The organism is Phocaeicola faecalis, assembly GCF_021730445.1.
GTDB lineage: Bacteria > Bacteroidota > Bacteroidia > Bacteroidales > Bacteroidaceae > Phocaeicola > Phocaeicola faecalis.
This window is the reverse complement of record NZ_JADNRM010000003.1, coordinates 156,319-181,564: the sequence shown is the minus strand read 5'-3', so window position 1 is coordinate 181,564 and position 25,246 is coordinate 156,319. Positions and strand designations below refer to the sequence as shown.

Annotated in this window: 15 protein-coding genes; 6 read left to right on the top strand and 9 right to left on the bottom strand. The window is 42.3% G+C overall.

From position 1 onward, the window contains the following. The first annotated feature begins 42 nt into the window (after positions 1-42). Entirely contained in the window at positions 43-288 is a 246-nt protein-coding gene (locus IR173_RS06010; RefSeq protein ID WP_237038768.1) for a hypothetical protein, read from the top strand. A 752-nt stretch (positions 289-1,040) separates the two neighbouring features. Here IR173_RS06010 and IR173_RS06005 read toward each other — a convergent pair. After that, positions 1,041-1,265 (bottom strand): hypothetical protein, encoded by a 225-nt coding sequence (locus IR173_RS06005; RefSeq protein ID WP_237038767.1) that lies wholly within the window; start codon positions 1,263-1,265, stop codon positions 1,041-1,043. Between the two features lie 236 nt (positions 1,266-1,501). On the opposite strand from IR173_RS06005, the gene IR173_RS06000 reads away from it, so the two are divergent. Then, positions 1,502-2,467, top strand: coding sequence for a PD-(D/E)XK nuclease family transposase (locus IR173_RS06000; RefSeq protein WP_237038766.1), 966 nt, complete (start codon positions 1,502-1,504; stop codon positions 2,465-2,467). A 143-nt stretch (positions 2,468-2,610) separates the two neighbouring features. Here IR173_RS06000 and IR173_RS05995 read toward each other — a convergent pair whose 3' ends face one another. The 8 genes from IR173_RS05995 to IR173_RS05960 form a co-directional block, all read right to left on the bottom strand. After that, positions 2,611-3,852, bottom strand: a complete 1,242-nt coding sequence (locus IR173_RS05995) for a DUF2264 domain-containing protein (RefSeq protein ID WP_237038765.1) — start codon at positions 3,850-3,852, stop codon at positions 2,611-2,613. Positions 3,853-3,860: 8 nt separating this feature from the next. After that, positions 3,861-4,760 (bottom strand): alkaline phosphatase, encoded by a 900-nt coding sequence (locus IR173_RS05990; protein WP_237038764.1) that lies wholly within the window; start codon positions 4,758-4,760, stop codon positions 3,861-3,863. A 21-nt stretch (positions 4,761-4,781) separates the two neighbouring features. After that, the gene (locus IR173_RS05985) at positions 4,782-5,993 is read right to left on the bottom strand and encodes a glycoside hydrolase family 88 protein (RefSeq protein ID WP_237038763.1); all 1,212 of its coding nucleotides are present in this window, start codon (positions 5,991-5,993) and stop codon (positions 4,782-4,784) included. Between the two features lies 1 nt (position 5,994). Further along, the gene (locus tag IR173_RS05980; protein WP_237038762.1) at positions 5,995-7,899 is read right to left on the bottom strand and encodes a heparinase II/III domain-containing protein; all 1,905 of its coding nucleotides are present in this window, start codon (positions 7,897-7,899) and stop codon (positions 5,995-5,997) included. A 210-nt stretch (positions 7,900-8,109) separates the two neighbouring features. Beyond that, entirely contained in the window at positions 8,110-9,945 is a 1,836-nt protein-coding gene (locus tag IR173_RS05975; RefSeq protein ID WP_237038761.1) for a RagB/SusD family nutrient uptake outer membrane protein, read from the bottom strand. Positions 9,946-9,965: 20 nt separating this feature from the next. Next, a complete protein-coding gene (locus IR173_RS05970; protein WP_237038760.1) occupies positions 9,966-13,076 on the bottom strand; it encodes a SusC/RagA family TonB-linked outer membrane protein in 3,111 nt (1,036 codons plus the stop codon). A gap of 305 nt (positions 13,077-13,381) precedes the next feature. After that, a complete protein-coding gene (locus IR173_RS05965; protein WP_237038759.1) occupies positions 13,382-15,133 on the bottom strand; it encodes a RagB/SusD family nutrient uptake outer membrane protein in 1,752 nt (583 codons plus the stop codon). 14 nt (positions 15,134-15,147) lie between these two features. Beyond that, on the bottom strand, positions 15,148-18,327 hold the full coding sequence (locus tag IR173_RS05960; protein ID WP_317207927.1) for a SusC/RagA family TonB-linked outer membrane protein: 3,180 nt from the start codon (positions 18,325-18,327) through the stop codon (positions 15,148-15,150). Between the two features lie 165 nt (positions 18,328-18,492). On the opposite strand from IR173_RS05960, the gene IR173_RS05955 reads away from it, so the two are divergent. The 4 genes from IR173_RS05955 to IR173_RS05940 all read left to right on the top strand — a co-directional run bounded on the left by IR173_RS05955 (position 18,493) and on the right by IR173_RS05940 (position 24,819). Beyond that, a complete protein-coding gene (locus IR173_RS05955; RefSeq protein WP_237038757.1) occupies positions 18,493-19,113 on the top strand; it encodes a master DNA invertase Mpi family serine-type recombinase in 621 nt (206 codons plus the stop codon). 202 nt (positions 19,114-19,315) lie between these two features. Then, positions 19,316-19,636, top strand: coding sequence for a carboxypeptidase-like regulatory domain-containing protein (locus IR173_RS05950; protein WP_237038756.1), 321 nt, complete (start codon positions 19,316-19,318; stop codon positions 19,634-19,636). Then, positions 19,602-22,898, top strand: a complete 3,297-nt coding sequence (locus IR173_RS05945) for a SusC/RagA family TonB-linked outer membrane protein (RefSeq protein ID WP_237038755.1) — start codon at positions 19,602-19,604, stop codon at positions 22,896-22,898. Before IR173_RS05950 ends, IR173_RS05945 begins: the two co-directional genes overlap by 35 nt. A gap of 16 nt (positions 22,899-22,914) precedes the next feature. After that, the gene (locus IR173_RS05940) at positions 22,915-24,819 is read left to right on the top strand and encodes a RagB/SusD family nutrient uptake outer membrane protein (protein WP_237038754.1); all 1,905 of its coding nucleotides are present in this window, start codon (positions 22,915-22,917) and stop codon (positions 24,817-24,819) included. The last annotated feature ends 427 nt before the right edge of the window (positions 24,820-25,246 follow it).

The following is a 25,246-nucleotide window of genomic DNA, read 5'->3' as shown; positions in this document are numbered from 1 at the left end:
CTTTTCAGCTTTCCTCCATGCTTTTCTGTTACCATCCGCAGAATGGGGATGTATCAAAACTTCCCTTTTATCGAAATTGAGGGTGTCAAAACAGGATTAAACCAAAGAAGAACTTTTAATCTGACACTTGAGCATCCTAAAAAAGCAAGAGAAAGAGCCGTATCATTACTCGAAACAGAGTTCGATACGGCTCTAGTCACCCTCGCCACAGGTAGTTGTAGCGAGGGTGATTTCAATAAAAAGGGCGTTTTGACACATCTTCTTTCGGAAGGGTCATTTTTATTTTGACACATCCTCGACTGTTAGTTTATGAGAGTTTCGATACACCCTCATGGAGGTGAGCCTCTATACAGTGTTGCTGAGCTTTGTTCCCTCTGACATGCCTTGGATTTGTCCAACGTTGTCTTCCCATTGTTCAGCCGGTAGGGGTTTGCATTTCTCTTTCGGCAGTTCTGTTCGAGTAAAAAAGGGAGCTAGGCATTATTCTTGAAGACTTAACATCTCCATCAAACACCTGTCACCGGATGTTGTCTCCTCCGGTTTTCAAACCCTGCGTGCGTTTAGAATTCCCTAAGCCGTTTCATTAGTCGGACTAAGCGTTTTCGTCCTTTCGGTTATGCCCATCTGTCCGTCGGATTACTACAGACTCCGGCAGTGGACTGTATAGTCCGTTGCAGTGGACCGTACAGTCTGCTACAGTGGATTGTACAGTCCATTGACGGAGACTGTAATAATCTTCCGTTCAAAAGGCCTTGGCTGACCCTAAGAAACGGCTTATGCTTCCCTTTGTTTGTGATATGATATTTAATCCCCAAGAGAACAATGTGTGCCCCCCCAAAAAAAAAGGGAGTGTCAAAACTAAACCAGCCTATCCAATCGTCAGCTGTAGGGGCAGGGTTTGCCTGCCCGAAGACACAAAGTAAACTGTTTTCGGGCGAGCGAACCTCGCCCCTACGAACGAAACGACAGCATTATCCACGTTTTGACAACCCCTTTATTTAGTCTAAACCGTTCTGAGGGTTAGTCAGATGCGATTGTTATTAGTTATACTGATAGTCGATAGTGGATGTTGTTACTACGCCATTCTTATCAGTGAAGGTTACTACCAATGTACCCTTCTCACCGCTCTTCATGTCGGTAACACTTACGCCTTTTGCATCTTTGGTGGTTACTGTTCCTGTCGGAGCAACAACAGTTCCTTTGGAAGCATCAGTGTTGCTGTATCCAGCTTTTACTTCAGTAGCATCAATCTTAACGGATGTCAACGTATCATAATGGAGAGATCTTGAGGTATTTGGAAAAGACCAAAGAGTTTCCGAAAAAGAACTAAGGCTTTTTCAATAAGACCAAGACTTTTTAGCCAAAAGGGAGCAATCTTTGTCATTATTCTAAGAACCGCTTGTCGGAGCTGCCGGAATCTCAATATTGGAAAAATAAAGTATGTATTCTTTTGGGTGTTCCCGAAAGTATGCGTACTTTTGATTTCAAATAAAAAATGAGTATGTCACGATTCGTCAATCCCTTTACTGACCTAGGGTTCAAGGTCATCTTCGGGCAACCTGCCAGTAAAGGGCTGCTCATCACCCTGCTGAATGAGTTGCTTGCGGGCGAACATCATATAGAGGACCTTTGTTTCCTTGACAAGGAAGACCATGCGGACAATGTGCATGACAAAGGTATCATTTACGACCTCTATTGTCGCACGGACAGTGGCGAGTATATCATTGTGGAGATGCAGAATCGCTGGCACAGCCATTTTTTGGACCGTACATTGTATTATGTATGCCGTGCCGTGGGCAGGCTGACCGAGCTTCCGCCTCCCGATACAATAAAGATACCCATTGAGAAGGATACGGACGGCATGGTATGTGAAGGTAGTGTCCCGTATGGCTCCCGTTATAGACTGAGTACCGTATACGGCATCTTCCTGATGAATTTCAAGGAGGACGGACTGGATAAGAAATTCCGTACGGATATAGTGCTCGCCGACAGGGATACGGGACGGGTGGTCAACCCCCATCTACGACAAATTTATCTGCAATTCCCTTATTTCAATAAGGAACTTGCTGAATGTGAGACATTGTATGATAAACTAATGTATGCATTGAAGAATATGAATGACTGGAACAGAATGCCGGATGCACTGAAGGAACAAGTGTTTAAGTACTTGGACCAATTGGCCGCTGTTGCCAATTTATCGGAAGAAAACAGAATAGCTTATGACAAGGCGGTGGACCGCTATCGGGTAAGCCGGATAGTGGAAGAAGACATTCGTAGGGAAGCTACAGAAGAAGGAATGAAAGAAGGGATGGAAAAAGGAATGAAAGAAGGACTAGAAAAAGGATTGGAAGAAGGGATGAAAAAGACCCAGACGGAAACGGCCCGCAAAATGAAGAGTGACGGAATCCCCTTTTCTACGATAGCCAAATATACAGAACTGTCGATAGAAGAGATTGAACAATTGTAAATCTCAGCTAAGGTTCGCCTAAAAGGTTCTACAACGGAGAACCTTTATTCTATCCGTGGCTGAGGGACATAAAAAAACTCCTCACTATTTTCACAAACAATGAGGAGCGCTATGTTAAAACAATATTATGTTAAAGTCAATCTTTATTCGGTTCTGAGTGAATGATGTCCATCGATGGGGAAGGGTTGTCCACTCCATGCCTTTTGTGAAGTCCAAGGTTCGGCAGCATCTTTCCAGAACGGATGGTCGGCTGGCAGACCTAGTGGCATGAATACCAGAGAGGTCATATACAAGCTGCCATTGTTAGTGTAATAATTGGAAAGGTCAGGCTGATGACCGGCAAATCCCAATTGCAGGAATCCTTTTTCGTTGAAATTACCTTCCACTTTGAACATGTTGTTCATTACGGCAGTCAATGCACTGCGCACCTGGCCGTTACTCAATCCTTCGGGCAGTCCGTATTTCCATGCTGCCATGGCAAGTGTTTGGAAAGCTCCCATACGGTAAACCACTGAACGGCCGAATGCGGGATAAGTGCCTTCGGGAGAAATAAGACGCTCCATAAACACATTGAAACGTTGCATACGTTTGATGGCCAGTTTGGTGCTGATAGGAGTCCAGAAACGATGTTTGTTCAGTACTTCCAGCATCTCAATATACATGGGGTGAATAACGTAGGCATTGTAATAGTCGAGCGAGAACTCGGCACCGTCTGAGTACCAGCCGTCGCTTAAATACCATTCGTTAATCTTGTTGGAAGCAACTGTCAATACATATTGGTCGGCATCTTCGCCTACCGACATCAGGAATGCTTCAATCAAGCCACGGAACAATAACCAGTTGTTATATGCCGGACGTACGATTTTCAAACGCTGGAAACGTTCGATATAGCGTTTTTGAGTTGTTTCGTCCAACAATTGCCAAGTGGCTTCGGGTGCACGCAGGAAACTTTCTGCTATATAGGCAGCGTCTACCAATCGTTGTGTTGACTTGGTTTCCCACAATAAGAAGTCGGGGCTGTCGGGGTCTACGGCATTCTTGTATGAGAGTACTGCCCATTCGCGTATCTGCTTACGCATCTTTCCTTCTTCGGTATCATCGTCCGGCAGTGCCAGCCAAGGTGAAATGCCGGCCATCAGTCGGCCGAAAGTTTCCATATAGGCCACACGCTTGTCGCGTCCGTCCCAAGTGGGGCTGAGCTCGAGTTGCATATTTTTCTGAAGTTCACCCTTACTCATGTTTTCAAGTACTGGAGCGGCTATGCGGTAGCATAATTCCACCCATTGCTGGCGATCGTTGGTCGGTGCCGGAGTTTTCTTTTTGGCAGACGTTGCTGTCAGGAAGAAAACAGATATTAATGCTAAAGTAATTAATCGTAGTTTCATGTGGAGTCTTATTTAAATACTTGTTTCATGGCGCGTCCTGTCCATACTTGTGGCTGTTCTAATCCGAAAATGTATGCCATGGTAGCAGCGACGTCATATTGCACCATGCTTTCTTGGAATTCTCCTGTTTTTTTTATGTTCTTTCCTGTGATAATAAAAGGAGTCTGCATCTCGGCCATTGTTTTTCCGCCATGACCTTTCTTGATGCCTCCGTGGTCTGAAGTAACGATAAAGATAGTGTCGTCATACATACCTGCTTCTTTTACGGCTGTCACGATACGGGCAATGTAACCGTCCAGTTCTTCTAGTTTGCTGTAATAAGCCGGGGTGTCATGACCTTCCTTGTGTCCTACGTGGTCGGGATTGTCAAAGCAGATGGCTACCAATGACGGTTTGCTCTCTTTGATGTATTTCTCGGCCATTTCGCACAATGCGGTCGGGAATTTGTTATAGTCCGGCGCTACGGCATGATAGTTGGTAGAAAGTGTGTCAACCAGGAATTGGATACCTGCCCACTCGCTCAATACTCCTATTTCGGCCTTTGGATTGGCGTCACGGTAGATTTGGAAGATAGTGGGGAAGATGTTATTCTTCACGATAACGCGTGAAGGCAGTTCGGGTGTACGTGACCCCCATTCTGTATATCCGTGAACTTCGGGACCGGCTCCCATGAACATAGATGCCCAGTTTACTGCGCTCGATGAAGGGAGTACCGTTCTTTTCTGCATGGTATAGCATCCCGATTCCATCAGTGATTTAACGGTTGGCATATTGGCTTTGGGCATACTGTATGCTCCCCAACCGTCAAGACCGATGTAGACTACATGTTTTGCTTTGGGTTTTGCAGCATAGCTTGCCATTGAAAAGCATCCCAACAGTAAGAAAGCTAGAATTAAGAATTTCTTCATTATATTTATTTTTTATGGTTCTTATTTCTCAAGGTCAACTTTACGTTTCAATGCTTCCAGATAATAGTAGTCGGCATAGTTCAACGGTACATCGATTTCGCTGTTGTGAGGAATACTTCCCACACTGTGCATCAACAGGAAGCGTCCGTTTTCGCCCAGAGGTGCGGTATAGTCTGCTGTAGCAAGTGATTCCATTATCTTGTCGGCATATTCTTTATAAGATTGCGGGTTCTCTACGGGATATGTACAGATTTCGTACAAGGCAGAGGCAATAACGGAAGCAGAAGAAGCGTCACGCGGTTCGTTCGGGATGTTGGGAGCATCCAAGTCCCAATAAGGAACAAGGTCGGCGGGCATATTCTTGTGATTCTTCATAAATTCGAAAGTCTTAAGTGCCTGATCCAGATATTTGCGGTCTTTGGTTTCGCGGAAACATACTGTGTAACCATAGATGGCCCATGCTTGTCCTCTTGCCCATGCTGATTCGTCGGCATAACCTTGTGCAGTTTGGCGGTGACGCACTGTTCCGTCTTCTATGCTGTAATCGATGACATGGTAGCAACTGCCGTCGGGACGGAAGTGTTCTTGAAGAGTGCGGTCAGCGTGTGCCACGGCTACATTGTAGAAAGTAGAGTCGCCTGAAAGTTTGGTGGCTTCAAACAATAATTCAAGGTTCATCATATTGTCGATAATCACCGGACATTCCCATCCGCGTTGTGACTGCCAGCTGTTGCCTTTCACGTCCCAGCTCTGGATGACTTGCGGTTTCTCGCGGAAACGAGTGCAAAGTGATTTGGCTGCCTGTATCATTACATCTTTGTATTCAGGGTTCTGATTGATGCGCAGACCGTTACCGAAGCTGCAATTGATAATGAAACCTATATCGTGGTGCCAAGTGAGGTGTTGTGCTTCGCTGATGGCTTCCGTATATTTCTGTGCCAAAGGAAGCAAAGTCTGGTCGCCAGTCAGTTCATACAGATACCATACACTGCCGGGGAAGAATCCGCTGCGCCAGTCTGCCGGACCGCAATAATATACTCCTCCCTTGCTGTTAAGGGTAACAGGGTTGAGGCATTTCCCACTGGCTTCGATTGTATCTATCTCCAGACCAATCTGAGCGCGTGCGTTTTCGATAACTTGTTCCGACCAAGATTTTTTGGCGGGTGCTGTAGTACATGAGGTTGCAGTGAACAGAGCTGCACATCCCAAAAGAATTGAGGTTCTTAATTTCATATTATAGTTTTTTTATAGTAAATGAATAGTTCCCTTTATTGATTTGTTGTTTGGCTTTGAATGACAGACGGTAGATGGTGTTTCCCCATATCTTGGACAGTCTGATGTCATCCAGCTTTTTGGGTTCTACGGTCAGTTCAAACAAGGCGGCATCATAGAGCAATGCTGCTTTTACATTGTTGACGTGAATGATTACTTTCCCTTTTTCCGAATGGTCTATTTCGCCCCAAGTCATAAAGTTGACTATATTGGGAGCTGTCGCTTCTTCCAGTTCGAAGGAGTCGTTGATACGGGCTTGTTTGCCTTTTACATGGTATGAGCGTATCCATCTCTTCACTTTGGCTTCTTCGGGATAAGCAGTGGCTATATTGGCTTCGAAGCTGTTCTTCCCGGCTTTTACTTCGGTGGCTTTGTATTGTTTCCCATATTTTTCGGGCACACCGTTTATCATCGGGAGGTTGTGATAGTTGCTCTGCATGGTCCAGATGGTATAACGCTCGCTGCTGAATGTCTGGCGGGTGTAAGTGCCGACACCGGCATCTATCAAAATCGGTGTTTGGTTCATCCATACCGAGCAGGTTCCGGCATCGTTGTGATTATGGCTTTCGTCATTATATCCTCCTTTTGCTGCCAGGAACAATCCTTCTTTGGTAGAGAGGTAGCAGAACTCCGTTTCGGGATACCAGGTAAAAGGACGGTTCTCATGGCGGGGCTCTGTTTGCTGCAGCTCTTTGTCGATAGCGATGGAAGCAAGGGTGCGGAAGATATCGCGTCCGTTGTTGGGCGAAGATTTCAGTTGATGCATCAAGGCAGCGAAACCTTTCAGTTCATCACTGTTTACAGCCTTGCCGAAACGGTAGATAAGGTATGAGTTGCCTTCTCCGCGTGCCGATGCATCGGCAAAGTTCACTACCCATCCGTTACCTATATAAGAACGTGAGATATACTCACCCATGTTTTTAATCATCGGTTCATTGAAGATATTTACCTTCCCGCCTGTAATATCCGAAAGAAGTTCGAGATAATCCAGCGTCTTTCCGGCTGCGTGTCCCCAGTAGGAAGGTCCTTCTTCGCAAGCTCCGTCCGCTTTGATATAATTGAGGAATTTATCTACTGATTCCATTGTCAGATAGACGCCCTTGGCCAGTGTGTCACGGTCGTCTTCAAGAAGCATGAAGCACATCAAGGCATTGCTGTTGCACCATGGATTCCAGTTGTTGAGCATACGTCCGTTGTAGTTGCGGCCCATCCACCAGAAAGAATCATTGTTCATATATGGGTCGAGAATGCGGGTTTGAAGCTCATGACGCAGGCGGCGTGAGATTTCAGGGTCTACCTTGTCAAATGATGGGCGCATAAAATGGTAAGTCCATGCGAGGAGCCCTCCCAAGTCACCGGCAGTAAGGTCGATGACAGGATAGTCGTATGCGGGCAATGCACGATGAGTGGGCTGTAAGATGATGTGTGCGGCCAATGCCCATGAAGTCATCTCGCAAGCATTGAATACTCCGTTGATGAGTTGGTCGATAAATCGTCCTTTACCTTCTGCCAACTCAGCCATAAGAAGGTCGGCAATGGCGCTGTTGTTGGCACCGAAGGGGTTTTCCATCACTTGACGGTTACCAGTGCGTTCGAAAGCAAGGTAATCGGTGGCTTTTACTACTTGCCACTGATAATTTAGTCGTTTTTCTCCACGGCGGATATATTCGTCTTTGAATGTTCCCAAAAAACGGTCCCAACCGTCACGGTCATTGTAATCGGGATAAGTCACCCATTGGCGGTCTAATACCAGTATTTCTTTTAACCGGTTGATGTCGGCTTGCTTTTGGAGCAGGTCGCGTTCCGTGTATGCGTATGTGAGTGTAACACATAATAATGCAAGTAGTAATAGAGTTAGTTTCTTCATCGGTATATAGATTAAGATATTTATCACACTGCAAAAGTGCGAAAAAAGAATAGTGGCAATACTCTATTTTTGTCCTTAAAACATGTATATATTTTCCATAAAGGCTGAAAAACAGCCTATTTTCGGATATGTATAAAAAAGCCGTCTCAAATATGACTTTGAAACGGCTTATTATTCAACAATACTTTTTACCTTGAAAAGACTGGACTATTACCAGCCCTGATTCTGTGTCAGGCTTGTGTTCATATCTGTTTCATGTTTAGGTATCGGCCATACATAGTATTGGTCTCCACCCCATGTCCAGTTGTAAGTTATAACACCCCAAACGTCTTTCATACCGGCAGTACCGTCAGCGTTATTGAACTTGCTTTCTTTCCAGGTTTTCCAACGAATTTCTTCATAGAAGGAAACACCTTCACCGGCAGTTTCCCAACGATATTCGTTCTGGATACGAGTGCGCATATTGTCTTGCCCGCTAACCTGTGTTGCAGCATTGCTGTTCAAAAGGGCTACACCGGCACGTTCACGTACAAGATTTACTTGTTCGATGGCTTCAGCAGTCTTGCCTTGTTCGTTCAGCGCTTCTGCCAATCCTAATACGACTGTTGCATAGCGGATGATAGGCAAGTCAATCGGAGATTTTTCACGGTTGGTCATTTCGCTTGAACCTTCGGCTACAAACTTGCGGAACAGATAGTACAAGTGGCTCTGTGTATCGGTACGGAGGTCGAATGGAGCGTTAGTATCTGCACCATAGTACGGCCAGCGTGAAGTAAAGGTGTGGTCTACACTGTTACCCGAACCATTGTAGGTAGCATACGGAGTAATGATAGTCTGTGCCAAACGTGGGTCACGGTTTTCGTAAGCGGCTTTGATACGTGCTTCATTACCGGCCGGCAAATATAATGCTTGTGCGGCAGCGCTCAGTTTGCTCAAACGGCTTTCCACTTTTTTCTTAATATTTTCGATTTCTTTGTCAATGTCACCTTCATAGCCTAATGAAAGAAGCTCAGCCTTCAATACATCTGCATCTGTATTGCGCAGGAAGAACACTTCACGATCTTTAAGATCCATGGATGAGTATCCGGGAAGATAATCATCCCAATTGAACTTGCTGCCGTCTACATTTTCATAAGTGTCAACGAAGTCGGTGCTGGCCAAAATGGTATTCCAGCAAGAACCGAATGTCGTACGACCACCGTAACGGAAGCTCATTGAGTTACCGTCGGCACTTCCATTGTTGTCGATACATTGCAATGAGAAGATAGCTTCATCACTTTGTTCGTAAGCTTCTTTGAAGAGTTGTTTATAACCTCCATCGAACAACTTGTGTCCCATGTTTCCTACTTGGCGGAAGTCAGATTCAGCCTTTGCCCATTCTTGCATCCACAAATAAACTTTACCGCGCAATGCGTAAGCAACAGATTTGGTTATATGTCCCCATTGTGCATTACCGGCAGCAATACGGTCGGGCAATGTCGGCTCGTTGATGGCATCAGTTAAGTCTTTGATACAGCCTTCCCATACTTCCGCTTCACTGTTGCGTGGCTTTTTGGCTTCTGTTACAGGGATAGGTTCGTCATAGTAAGGAACACCTCTGAAAACAGCATTCAATTTATAGTAGAAGAATGCACGCAACACTTTAACTTCAGCAATTAGTTTGTTTTTAAATGCATCGGGAACCGGAGCCTCAGCAAGATGCTGGATAGCATCGTTTGCACGTTGGACTCCTTCATAGTGTTGTCTCCAATAGTCTGAGAAAAGGCCGGAACCGATAGATGCTGTTCCTGCCAGAATAGGGTAGTCATTATCACGGCAGCTACCGCTTGCGCAGAATGCCTCCAGTTCGTATGCCTTCTTTGCAACATAGTCTTCGCGTAGCTCGCTGTACACACCGGCTACACCCAGTTCACAAAAGTTTTCATTACTCCACATGGAGTTTGATGCCGCTTTGTCATAGGGCACGGTGTCCAATAAGTCACCCCGGCAACTACTTAAAGCTGTTACCGCAGCTGATAATATAAATAATTTTGTAAATAGTTTCATGAGTTCGTATCTTAAGGTTATTAGAATGTTATGTTAGCACCGATGGCGATACTTCTAAATGGAGAGTATCCCATGCCGGTTGCTGATTCCGGGTCCTGACCTTCGAAAGAAGTGATTGTCAGTAAGTTTTCTGCAGAAACATAAATACGTGCATTCTGCATTGCTACTTTTGTTACCCATTTTTGTGGCAAAGTATAGCCTAAAGACAAGTTCTTCAGTTTGATATAGTCACCATTGTACAACCAGCGGTTAGATGATGCATTGTTCTGAACGTTGCCGTCAAGGTAAGTCATACGCGGGTATTTACCATTGATGTTTGTACGTGGGTCATCAGGATTGCTCGGATCGTAGAAATAGTGGTCGTCTGCAATGCGCTGTGCGATGTTGTTACCCCATTCTGTCTTGGCAGCGTTGTAACCTGCTGTCGGACCCCAATAGATGTCGAAACCGGCAGCACCTGCCCATACCATTGAGATATCAAATCCGTTCCATGCAGCAGAAGCTTGGAAACCGAAGTTGTATTTCGGAGTCTTGGAACGTCCCTGGAATTCTTCGTCGTCAGAGTCACCATATACACCGTCACCGTTAACGTCGGCATAGATGTAGTCACCATAGTAGATATTAGCTTTACCGATTGAGTTGCCCGGTTTGAATTTGTAACCTGCATCCATCATGGCTTTTACCCAGTTCATATCTTCTTCCGTACGAATCATACCACCTTTAGGACCACCTGCCGGATTTACAGAACCGTCTGCATTGAAGTATTTACCATTTCCTTTATATACACTGCGATAGCGATATTCGTTTAACATGTGACCTTCTACTACTGGAGAGTTACCGCCGGATGAGGCTTTTCCGATATTGTCTGTCCATTTACCACCAGTCAATGTATTGGTCGGATCTTCTACCCATGTTCTGGTATATTCACCGTTGTACTTGTCTACCTTATTTTTATTATAAGAGAAGTTACCGCTTACAGAATATTCTACCTTTCCGATTCTGTCACGCCATCCTAATGAAAGTTCGAAACCGTCATTGCTTACTTCTGCAATATTCTGGCGGGGAGCCTTCACATTGACACCGTCACTGTTGTTATGGTAACCCAAAACGTATTCCATGGCAGGACGATACAAGATACCGGAAGTCATCTTATGATAAATGTCGATTCCGACAGTCAAACGGTTGTTCAGCAATGCAGCATCGATACCTAAGTTGGTAGTGGTTGTTGATTCCCACTGCAACAGTTCGTTGGCATAAGCTGTGATAGCCAAACCTGAAACCAAGCTGTTACCAAATACATAGTTACTGGTTCCGTAAGCTGATTGGTATTCATAGTTACCGATTTCAGAGTTACCCAATTTACCCCAAGACAAACGAATCTTCAAGTTATCCAACCATGAACGGGTTGATTCCATAAACGCTTCTTCAGAGATACGCCATGCACCTGACAATGATGGGAAGAAGCCCCAACGGTGGTCTTCGTGGAAACGTGAAGAACCGTCATAACGGAAGTTTGCCTCGAACAAGTAGCGTGAGTCATATGCGTAGTTTACGCGGCCGAAATAAGAACGAGTGGCATAGTCCTGAGTAGAACCGCCGATGCTTGTCATTTCTGTAGCTTCACTGAACTGGTTCAATGATTCGTCAATCAAACCTTTCTTGGATGCATTAACCTTATAATAGTTCTTGTAGAATTCCTGATAACCCAACAATGCAGAAACATCATGCTTCTGAGCAAATGTGTGGTGATAGTTAATCAGGTTCTCCAATGTATAAGAATAGTTTGATTCATAGTCGAAACTAGTGCTCAACTGTGAGGGTGGAGTAATACCGTCAACAATTACACCGTCACTGAAACGTGTCTGATAAGCAGGCACACCATGTTGGCGTGTTTCATAAATATAGCGGTTATAGTTGAAGTTGAAATCCCAGCTCAAATCTTCAAAGAATTTGATTTTGCTGAACAAAGTGGTATTGAAGCGGTTATAACGTTTGAAACCGTCGTTACGTGCCAACTTGTATAACGGGTTATTGGCCGTAGCACGTTCGTCAGGACATTCCGGATAACCGTAGCTACCGTTCCAGTAAGGATAAGTACCGGCTGTAGACTGGCGCAGGAAGTTATTCGCATTTGAAAAGTCACCTACTTCACGATCCATCTGTGATGCATAAGTACGAGTACCTACCGTTAACCATTTGGTCGGATTAGCTTCAATGTTGGCACGCATTGAATAACGTTTGTTGGCAGTATTATCTACCACACCTTCATTATCCTGATAACCTGCAGACAACAAGAAGCGAATTTTGTCAGAACCACCGGATACGGACAAGTTATGGTCATGGATTACACCACCCGAGAATAATTCTTCGGCCCAGTCGGTATTCGGATAAGCAATGTAATTGGGCACACCGTTTTCGTTCAGACCATTCGGATCTTTAGATTTCTCACGCCACAAATCAATGTATTTCTGGTCGAACAAATCATCTGACTTTCCTACATTTCTATATGATTCATTCATCAACTCCATGTAATCAGCATAATTACTCATCATTTTAATCATACGAGTTGGGCTGTTGAATGAGATGCGGCCGCTATAGTTGATGTTGATTTTATCACGTGTACCAGCCTTGGTAGTTACTAAGATAACACCATTGGCAGCACGTGCACCATAGATAGCACAAGAAGCAGCGTCCTTCAAAATAGAGATGTTTTCAACGTCCAGAGGGTTTACGGCATTCAATGAACCTTCCATACCGTCGATAATAACCAACGGAGATGCAGTATTCATGGTACCGACACCACGAACGCGCAGAGTAGTGTTGTCTTCACCTGGCATTGCAGAACCTGATGATGCTTGCAAACCGGGGCTCAAACCAGCCAATGCAGAAGACACAGTAGTGATGGGACGAGATTTAGTTTGTTCCTCGAAGTCCACGGAAGCAACCGCACCGGTTAGATTTACTTTTTTCTGTACACCATAACCAACAACTACCACCTCATCTAAAGTTTCGGAATCTTCCTCTAACTTTATAGACAGGTTATTTGTTGTGCTTGTAATCTTTATATCCTTTGTGACGTATCCGATATATGATACTTGCACGGTGCAGTTTAAAGGGACGATAAAGTTCAATGCATTTTCCCTAAAAAGGGCTAAGTAATTTTATTTGCAATAAGACAAGTAGTAAACTAAAAAACAAATAAAATAGTTTTCAGAAAAAGAGGGGATACTTCACAACCGANCAGTTTAAAGGGACGATAAAGTTCAATGCATTTTCCCTAAAAAGGGCTAAGTAATTTTATTTGCAATAAGACAAGTAGTAAACTAAAAAACAAATAAAATAGTTTTCAGAAAAAGAGGGGATACTTCACAACCGAAGCATCCCCTCTTTATAGTATTCTAATCAGAATATAGATCTTTTCACCTTAATTTTTGAATTAGTCTTTCCATCCGTCAGCCAATTTCAGATTTTCATTCAATTGGCGTTCGCTCCACGGTGCAGGCCAAGTGTAAACTTGATCGCCACTCCATACATATTTATATTGCACTGTTCCCCAGATCTGTTTTAGAGCAGAGCCCTCAAAGAACTTACTTTCTTTCCAAGTCTGCCAACGCATTTCATCAAAGAAGTTCACACCTTCTCCATTAAATTCCCAACGGCGTTCGTTACGAATACGATTTCGCAAATCATCCTTGCCTCCTACTGTTGTTGCGGAGTTTGAGTTCAACAGAGCTGCACCGGCACGTGCACGCACCTTATTAACACATTCCACAGCCTTGCCTTGTTGGTCTAATTCATTATAGCACTCTGCCAAGTTTAACAATACATCTGCATAACGAATCAAAGGAATATCAATAGGCGAATATGAACGATTGGGTATTTCAGACGGTCCTTCAGCTACAAACTTACGGAACAGATAATAAAAACGATTGTTGGTATCTGTCTTCAAGTCGAATGGAGCAGCAGTGTCGTAACCACGATACGGCCAACGTAAAGTATAAGTAAATGCATTTGAGTTATTTGCTCCATCGTATTCAGCATACGGAGTAATAATACTAGCAGCCAAACGAGGGTCACGGTTTTCGTATGCTTTCTTGATGCGCGCTTCGTTACCTTCAGGTAAGTACTTGCTCATATCAGCACCGGCTTTAGCCATTGCTTCTTTCTCAGTCTCTGTTAAACCGTCACGAAGGAAATATACTGCTCTAGCATCCGGTGACATTTCATTGTATCCCGGGATATAATCATCCCAGTTGAACTTACTTCCATCTGCATTCTCATAAGTTTCGACAAAATCGGTACTTACCAAATATGTATTCCAACATGATCCAAATGTACTACGTGTACCATAACGGAAACTGATATCATTACCTAAACCTGACAAGCCGATACATTGAACAGAGAATATCATTTCACTAGACTGTTCATTTTCTTCTTTGAACAGCTGTTTGTAATCGCCGTCAAACAAAGCAAATCCGCAGTTTCCAACAGCCTCAAAGTCTGAAGCGGCTTTTGCATACTCTTTTTGATACAAATAAGCTTTTCCGCGCAAAGCATATGCTAATCCCTTTGTTACACGGCCATACTCACTAGCACCTTTTTCATAAATATTAGGTAAATTAGGTTCATTAATAGCATCAGTCAAATCATCAATTATTACCTGCCATACCTCGGCTTCCGAACTTTGTCCTGCAGTACATTCCGAAGCTTCTATCGGTTCTAAATATACAGGTACGCCTTTATACATGATATTCAGTTTATAATAAAAGTATGCACGGAGTACCTTTGCTTCTGCCATATAACGCGCTCTCTTTGCTTCGTCCATTGTTACATCAGGAAGATGAACTATTGCATCATTAGCGCGTGATATACCGGAATAGTGTTGTGCCCAGTAATCACTGAATAAACCGGTTTTAGTCGTGACTTTATTAACCATAAGAGGATAATCTTGATCACGGCAATCTGCTGATACACCAAAACAATCAAGTTTATACAAACTCAAACCTACATAATCTTTACGTAAAGTGGAATAGATAGCTGTCACTCCTTTGTCAGCCAAATTTTCAGATGTCCACATATTACCTTCTGCAACACTACCATGAGGCACTGTGTCCAGCAAATCGGCACGGCATCCACTCAATAACAGGACAGCCGCAGATATGGTTATTATATTTTTTAATGCTTTCATATTTTGTTCTTATTTTAGAATGTTATATTGGCTCCAAACGCAAATGAACGTACTGATGTATATTTAGGGGTGGAACCGATTTCAGGGTCTTGTCCCGGGAAGTCATCAATGCTTAGCAAGTTTTCACCAGATACATATAAGCGAATGCTTTGAGTATACAGTTTATTGGTGAGATGTTTTGGCAAAGTATAACCAATAGTTATGTTCTTCAGTTTCAGATAATCACCGCTATACAAGAAACGTGTACTTGTAACCTGATCTTGTGCGCCACTTTCACCGTTTGTCAAACGAGAATATTTTCCTCCGATATTGGTACGGGGATCATTGGGATTTTCCGGGTCATAGAAATAGTGATCTTCCACAACCATTTTAGAAAGTCCTACACCGACGCGTGTACCTGAGCTGTTATAACCTGTGGTCGGTCCCCAATACAACTTACGTCCGGCAGCTCCGGCCCAATTCATTGAGAAGTCAAATCCGTTCCATGCAACAGATGCCTGGAAACCAAAAGTATATTTCGGGTCGCTTGAAACTCCTTGGAAGCGATTATCATAGGAATTACCATAGATACCATCACCATTAGCATCACCATACAGCACATCGCCATACCAAATATTATTTTTACCGATTGTCTTATTCGGCCAGAATTCGTAACCAGATGCTATCATCGCTTTTACCCATGCCATGTCTTCTTCTGTACGAATCATACCGTCTTTCGGACCTCCATTAGGCAATACATTACCATCAGCATCATAATATTTACCATTACCCTTATATGCATCCATCATATAATATTCCCCTTTCATATGTCCTTCTACAATCGGGCTGTTAGAGCTACCATTGTTGAATACGTCACCGGCGTTATTACCCCAAATCTTATCGGCATCATTTGTTACAATGTTACCATTCTTATCAACATAGTTGAAATTTCCATCTTTCTTATCTGTGTATGCATAAATAGGATTGCCATTAGCATCTTTTCCTTTTTCATACTTCCATCCTTGAGTGAAACGTCCATTATAACTCTTAACCTTATTCATATTATAAGAGAAATTACCCTTCACAGAATATTCCACCTTGCCAATACGGTCTCTCCATCCCAAATCTATTTCAAAACCTTTAGCATCCATTTTTGCGATATTAACACGCGGTGCAGACAAACCTCCCAATGTGATAGGAATGCTTCTTGTAGTAAGAATACCTGTAGTTCTCTTATTATAAATATCAAAAGTAGCAGTAAATCGATTGTTCAACATAGCCATATCAATACCAAAGTCCAAGTTATTAGTTGTTTCCCAACCTAAAGCCGAATTAGCCAAAGAGGTCATTGCCAAACCTGAGACTTGTTTTCCTCCAAATGAATAATCGGTAATACCATAAACAGACTGATACTCATAGTTACCAACATCATCGCCACCATCATTACCAAGACGACCCCATGATCCACGGATTTTTAAGTTATCCAACCATGAACGCGTACCTGCCATGAAAGATTCTTCAGAAATTCTCCAACCGGCCGAGAAAGAAGGGAAAGTACCCCAACGATGATCTGCTCCATAGCGGCTGTTACCGTCATAGCGGATATTTGCTTCAAATAAATAACGTCCTTTATAGTCATAAGTGATACGTCCAAACCATGAACGAGTCGCACGGTCATTGGCTGTACCACCGATGCTTTTCATTTCAGTAGCAGAGCTAGGTACATTGATAGATTCATCAATCAAACCCTGCAAGCTGGCATTTGAAGTATTCCAATACTTATACCACTCTTGATAACCTGCCATTACTCCTAAGTTATGATCTTTGGCAATAGTGGTATTATAGTTTAAGATATTTTCTAATGTATACGACCAATTTCCTTCATTACTAAAAGAAGTACTCATCAAATCAGGAGTAGTACCCGGTTTAATAACCTCACCCGTACTGAACTTTACTTGATCACTGGCATGTGTCCATGTACGTGCTTCATACCAATAGCGCTTATAGTTGAAATTAAATGTCCAAGTTAACCCTTTCATAAAAGTTACTTTACTGAAAGCTGTTGCGTTGACATTTGTTTTTTTACGAGTACCATTTTGGTTATTCAAGAACTGAAGAATACCATTGGCTGTAGGACTTTCTTCGGGAGCTTCAGGATAACCATAACTTCCATTCCATTCGGGATAAATACCCGGAGTAGTCTGTCTCAAATAGTTATTGGCATTCGAAAAGTTTCCGGCTTCTTGGTCCTGCATATCACCATATACACGAGTACCTACCGTTAACCACTTAGTGACATCGGCTTCCAAGTTTACACGAAGTTTATATTTCTTAATACCAGTATTATCTACCAACCCAGGATTATCCAAATAACCAAGCGAAGTAAGGAAACGTACATTGTCAGTGCCACCACTCAGTGAAACGTTATGGTCTTGTATAATACCATCTTGGAATATTTCATCCTGCCAATTCGTGTTTGGATAGGCCACATAGTTAGGCACACCATTTGCGTTTAACCCATTCGGGTCTTTTGATTTTTCACGCCACAAATCAATTGTAGATTGATTAAAGTGATTAGGTTGACCGATATTATAGAATGATTCATTAATCAAATCCATATAATCCGCATAGTCGTTAACAAAATCAATCAAATTTGTCGGCTTTGCATATGATAAACGACCGCTATAGTTTACGCTGATGCGACCTTTACCACGTTTAGTATTAATCAAGATAACACCATTAGCGGCACGAGAACCATAGATGGCACAAGAGGCTGCATCTTTCAAAATAGATATTGTTTCAATATCCTGTGCATTGATATTATCCATAGATCCTTCCATACCATCAATCAATACCAAAGGATTAGCATCATTCAATGTTCCTACACCACGCACACGGATAGTAGCACCATCACTACCTGGCTGACCGGAATTTTGCATAACTTGTACACCGGCACTCAATCCAGCCAAAGCAGCAGATACGGTAGTTACAGGACGTGATTTGGCTTGCTCTTCAAAATCAACTGAAGAAACGGCTCCAGTCAAATTGGCTTTCTTCTGTACACCATAGCCTACTACTACAACTTCATCCAAAGTCTTAGTATCTTCTACCATCTTAATATTTAATGTTTGGGTAGTAGAAATAATTTTCACTTCTTGCATATTATATCCGATATAGGATATTTGTAGAGTACTGTTTAAAGGGACGTTTAAAATATTATCTTTGCACTAAAAATGATATACGCTTACATTCGTGTTTCGACGGACAAACAAACGTTAGAAACCCAACNTAATTTTCACTTCTTGCATATTATATCCGATATAGGATATTTGTAGAGTACTGTTTAAAGGGACGTTTAAAATATTATCTTTGCACTAAAAATGATATACGCTTACATTCGTGTTTCGACGGACAAACAAACGTTAGAAACCCAACGACTTGAAATAGAAAAATTTGCTCTAAACAAAAAGTTTTTTGTGGACGCATGGGTTAGTGAAATCGTATCCGGTACTAAAGCTGCAGAAGACCGAAAACTTGGTTCGCTACTAAAAAAGATGAAGAAAGGAGATATTCTAATCATTTCTGAAATCAGCCGGTTGGGAAGAAATCTTATGCAAATTATGAGTATACTTAACCTTTGTATGGTTAAAGAAGTTTCAGTCTTAACCGTAAAAGAGCAATATGAGCTTGGGAATAATATAAATTCTCAAATTTTAGCTTTTGCTTTTGGGCTTTCCGCCCAAATAGAAAGAAATCTAATTAGCCAACGAACTAAAGAGGGATTAGCGAGAAAAAGAGCAGAAGGATGCCGTTTGGGAAGAATTCCCGGCAAGAAAAACTCTAAATATAAATTAACCGGAAAAGAAGATATTATAAAACGTATGTTAATGAAAGGTGAAACAAAGAAGAGTATTTGCCGGAAATTGAAGTGCAGTTTCAACACCTTAAAGAAACATATAGCCCGTAATTCTTCATTAATCCAATATATAAAAGATAATTAGCCTCTTTTTATATAAAGAATGGTATATCTCTGATTTATAATAATTTAAGGCCTATTCCTAAACATAATAAAATATTCCAGTAATCCTATACAAAATATCCACGGACAATTTTTATAGTTAGTTTGGATAATTTAGATAGCCTTCCTACTTATTTTAATAGAAATTTGCAGAGTTTTAAAAACTAACTTTAAATTAAAACTCTATGAGAAGGAATGTCAAACATTACTGCTCTCTACCAAAGAAAATGGTGTTGGGAGCGTCGTTAGCTTTAATTGCTAGCGGTTCTGTATGGGCTACAAACGGAAATTCTCCGTCGCCTCATGCTGATATGGTACAAAGTATCATGCAGCAAAAAACAATCAAAGGTACAGTTGTTGATGAAACAGGAGAGCCAATTATTGGTGCCAATGTAGTTGAAAAAGGAACAACAAATGGTGTCATCACAGACTTCAATGGCGAGTTCACATTAAACGTCCCTTTAAACNATCATGCAGCAAAAAACAATCAAAGGTACAGTTGTTGATGAAACAGGAGAGCCAATTATTGGTGCCAATGTAGTTGAAAAAGGAACAACAAATGGTGTCATCACAGACTTCAATGGCGAGTTCACATTAAACGTCCCTTTAAACTGTACTCTACAAATATCCTATATCGGGTATAACACGCAAGAAGTGAAAATTACTTCTACTACCCAAACATTAAATATTAAAATGGTAGAAGATTCTGAGACCTTGGATGAAGTTGTTGTCGTAGGTTATGGTGTGCAGAAGAAAGTTAACTTAAGTGGTTCTGTATCATCGGTTAATTCTGAAAAAATAGCTAACCGTCCTGTAATGAACCTTGGACAGGCTTTGGTTGGAGCCGCTCCGGGTGTGCGCGTAACTCAGGGTAGTGGTAATCCTGGTGACGAGAGCATTGGTATACAGGTACGTGGTCAAGGCTCATTCAATAATAGTAGCCCCTTGATTCTAGTCGATGGAGTACAAGCTGATATGGGTCCGTTAAATACGGATGATGTGGAAAGTATCTCTATTTTGAAGGATGCCAGTGCAGCAGCTATTTATGGTTCGCGTGCAGCCAATGGTGTAATTTTGGTAACGACTAAAAAAGGAAAGAAAGACGAGAGCCCCAAAGTAACCCTTACTGCAATGTTTGCACAGGAAAAGCCGATTACTGACTTTAAGCTGATGTCAAGTACAGCTGATTTCATGGAGTTGCATAATATTGCTAAATTAAATGCCAATCCTACAGCTAACACTCCTGACTATAGCTGGGAGAGTATTGAGGAGTGGCGTGAAGCAGATAAAAACCCTAATGGAATTTATACCAATCCGGTGACAGGACAGCAGATACCTAATTGGTTGGCTTATCCCAATACAGACTGGGCACAAATTCTTTTCCAGCCTGCATTCTACCAAAAATATGGTGTAAATGTATCCGGTGGTAGTAAAAACACTACTTATCTGTTGTCGCTCGGTTATCAGAATAATCCGGGAACATTGGATAATACCAGTATGGAGCGTTTTAATATTCGTGCTAATATAGAAACAAAGATTGCCGATATTATCACTTTTGGTACACAAACTTATGGAACAAAAGAATTTAAGGATCCGGGAAGTACTTCAATGACCTATTTACTTCAGGCATGGCCGGGAATGACACCTATTTATAATGGAAAATATGGCGCCAGTGAACATCCGGAAGTAACCCAAAAAGATAATATCCTGCAACAGGTGGCTTATCAGGGTGGACAAAATACTTACACACGTCTTAATACTACATGGTATGCCAATATAGAATTGCCATTGAAAGGTCTTGTTGCAGAAGCTAAATTCAACTGGAGTCAATACTCTCGTCATGATGAACACCATTCACAGAATTTACCACGTTATAGTTTCCGTGAAAGCTTTGATACTCCGAAAGAAGGAATCGGGGTACTGGACCAAGCGACAACTTACCGTTATGCTTATGAGTCTACCAGTTATACAGCTGACCTGTTGTTACGTTATAACAATACTTTTGGCAAACATGATGTGGGCGCATTTTTCGGTTATGAACAATATCGCGGTGAAACCACAGGATTTAGCGCAGAAAAGAAAGGCTTGATAGATTGGAGTATTACAGATATTACCTCAGGAGCGGAAATGAATTCCATCGGTGGTAGTGCCAAGTCGGTTAATGCAATAATCTCTTATTTTGGCCGTATAAATTACGCTTATAATGGAAAATATCTGCTTGAAGCCAGCTTCCGTTCGGATGCTTCTTCAAAATTTGCTCCGGGACATCGTAGCAGTTTCTTCCCTTCCGGTTCTGCTGCATGGCGTATCAGTGAGGAAGCCTTTTTTGAACCATTGAAGAATACTGTCAATAGTTTGAAAATCCGTGCTTCATACGGTTCTTTGGGAAATACCGTTGGTGGCAACTATGACTGGCAGGCACTTTATAAGAAAGTAAATAATGTATTTGATGAAAGAGTACAAAACGGTCTGATACAATCGTCTATTCAAAATCTGGCACTTTCATGGGAAAAAGTGACCACCTATAACTTTGGTTTGGATGCCTCTTTCCTGAATCAACGCTTGACTCTTGAAGCAGACTTCTACTTGCGTAAAACATCAGACATTCTTACTAACTCTATTATTTATAAGACAATGGGAAGTATCAGTGCACCTATGTCTAATACAGCAAGCTTGACTAACCATGGTTTTGAATTTAATTTGGGATGGAATGACCAAATAAATGATTTCCGTTATGGTATTGGTGTCAATCTTGCCTTCAACAAGAATAAGGTAACTGACTTTAAAGGCGCACTGCAATATGAATTAGATGAAGATACTAAAGATATTTGGGGTAATCCGACATGGCGGTATACAAACTTGGCTGATGTATCTACCGGTGGAGATACGCGTCGCGTAGAAGGACATATGATAGACGAATATTTCTTACGTCGCCCTTATAAAGGAGATGGCTCATATAAATTAGCTGACGGCAGTGTAAATCCTAAAGGTGGTCCTCGTGATGGTATGATTCGCACTAAAGCTGACCTCGACTGGGTAGCTGCTATGATGGCTGCCGGATATACATTCAATAATAACTTGAAAAATATCGGTTCTGACGGTTCTAATCTATGGTATGGTGACTTGATTATGGATGACGTGAACGGTGACGGTAAATATGGTAACGATGACGACCGTGAATTTACCGGCAAGAGCAGCACCCCGAAAGTAACTTTGGGCTTGAATATCACTGCTGCATGGCGTGGATTCGATTTCAGTATGATATGGTCAGGACGCTTTGGCGGTTATCATTACCTCAATTCAAAAGGAGCCAACGGTTCGCTGATTACCAACGTGGGCGATGCATTGCCCGGAGATGCATGGAGCAGATTTTACTCTTATGACTCTGAAGCGTCTCATGCCGGTATAATCAGAAATGAAAATGGAACTATTATCGGTTCTTCTTATGACCCTGCTGCCGATCCCAATGCCAGCATTTACAACGAATACCCACGTCTGTTAAGTTCTGGCGGTACGACTCCGTCAAATACATTCTATTTGTATAATACGTCATTCTTCAAGTTGAAATCGCTGCAAATTGGCTATACATTGCCTAAAAAATGGATTGCACCTGCCAAAATCAGTAATATGCGCGTATTTGTATCAGGTGAAAACCTGCTGACTATCAAATCAAGCAGATTCCCCGGTGTAGACCCAGAATTGGGCAGCTCACTTGCTGTATATCCGATTGCCAGAATGTTCTCCGGCGGTTTATCTGTAACCTTTTAATTAAATAGAAACGAACATGAAAAAGATATTCAATTTATTAGCATTAGCAGCTGTATTGGGAACTTCAACGGCTTGCACAGACATTTTGGACACTGCGCCATATGATAAACTTTCCAGTGGAACAATGTGGACCACAGAAGAAAGTGTAGACCAAGGGGTTATTGGCGTGTATTATTCATTACAGAGACCCTTCCATGGAGATAAGTTTATTGGTGCTAATGCCATGATCGGATACTACGGTTATGATGCATTAGGCATGGCAGGACAGGGAGAATATGGTATGCAAAACCTATTTACCAAATCGGTAAATCCTAGCAATGGTTTCTTTTTGAAAACATGGCAATGGATGTATGATGGAGTACACCGTGCGAATGCAGCTATTGCCGGTATTCAGAATGCTCCTATAAATGATGCTAAAAAAGCGCGTCTTGTAGCTGAATGTAAAGTGTTACGTGCCTTTTTTTATGACCGTCTGAATATTCTTTTCGGTAATGGTGGCCTAGGTGTACCTCTTTATACGGAGCCTGTCAATCCGTCTGAATGTAACAAAGGGCAAAGCTCTGAACAGGAAGTATGGGCACAAGTAATTCAAGACTTAAGTGATGCCATAGCTGAACCTAATCTGCCGGATAATCAGATTCAAGGTGAAGGACGCGTAAGTAAGGGTGCAGCTTATGCACTACGTGGTAAGGCCTACTTATTAACAAAAGAATATGATAAAGCTATTGCAGATTTTGCTAAAGTAGGAGATTGTGGTTATAAACTGTTTCCTAACTATAGACAGCTTTTTAAGGTTGCAAACGAACGTTGTGAAGAAATGATTCTTAGCGTACAGTATATTGAAGATCCTACTGGATATGGTACGGGTATACAAAAATATTGTGCAGCATTTACTCAAGGTGCAAAAGACTCTCGCGGGTGCTGGGGAGACTTGCAGGTTACTCCTGCGGTCGTAAATCTCTATGAAGAAGTAGATGGACAGACAGTAAAGAAATTCGCTTGGGAAGATTATTTGTCCGACTGGAAGAAAGTAACAGATATGGAAGCTGCAGAAGGTCACACCAAATACCGCAAGGTTTTCTTTATTCGTGATAAATATGTAAATGGTCAGGAAATTCATTCGACTGTGACTAAAGCTATTGACACAGAATTGGCTAAGTTGCCCAAAGAAATTCAGGCAATTTATTTACCCGAAGGCAATGAGGCTCGTTTGAAAACAGCTTACGCTCATCGTGATCCTCGTTTGGCTTATAATGTGGTAACACCTTATGCTGATTATTTAGGTGTAAACAGTAACTCAACTGCAGAAGCATGGTATACTTTCCGCTGGCCGGTAGCTGGAAAATATTATGCTGACCAAGCATCTGCCGAACCTAATGCTAATCCTAACTTGCCAGATAGTTATTATGCTTCAGGCTTCATGAATGCACAGGCTGAATTTAAATATATCCACCGTAAGTTCATTGGCGAAGGCCTGGAATATCAACGTCGTGAACAGAATCCGGTGGACGAGCCTATCATCCGCTATGCCGATGTATTGCTGATGTGGGCTGAAGCTCTTGTTGAAAAAGGTGATTTGTCAGGTGCTATGAGTAAGGTAAAAGAAGTGCGCGACCGTGTTGGCATACCTACAATGGCTTCTAGCTTCTCCGACCAAACCACAGCCCGCAACTATGTACGCGATGAACGTCGCCGCGAATTTGTAAACGAGGGTGTTAACTTCTTCGACGAAATGCGTTGGCGCACATTGAAAGAGACTAAATTTGATGAAAAAGTTGCTCAACATGCATGGGGAGGTTCAGAAAGCACAGGTGGTACTGTTTATGATTGGATAGGCGATCAATGGTATACATGGCCTGTACCTAAGAGCGAAATAGAGCTTAATCCGAATTTGACACGCACACCGGGATGGGAATACTAATTGTTTAAAATCATAGGCTAAGACAGAATATGGCTGAGTTTATCTGGATGCAGATGGGCTCAGCCGTTTTTATATATTCTGATTCTTTTCGTATTGCACAGGCACGTACTGATTATATCTTGAAATAAAAGTTCAGAGGAAATTCCCGGCATTTGATTGCGGATAGTTCCACATTGATTGCTGAATCCACAAAAAACAACTGTGTTTATTCTCCCTACAACCGGAAATCCGCTTCTTCCTTCTTCCTTTCATAAACCGTTGAAACGCCCTGCTGATGGGGGCTCCGGTAGTGAATGGGCATCTCGTCACCACCCCTTCAGCCTCCCTTCATTCGCAAAAAAGGAAATTGCTGAAGGCAGATTATGAAGGGATTCGGAAGCGCGGCTGAAGGGAGGATGAGGGGATGTGCTTTCATCTTTAACCATCT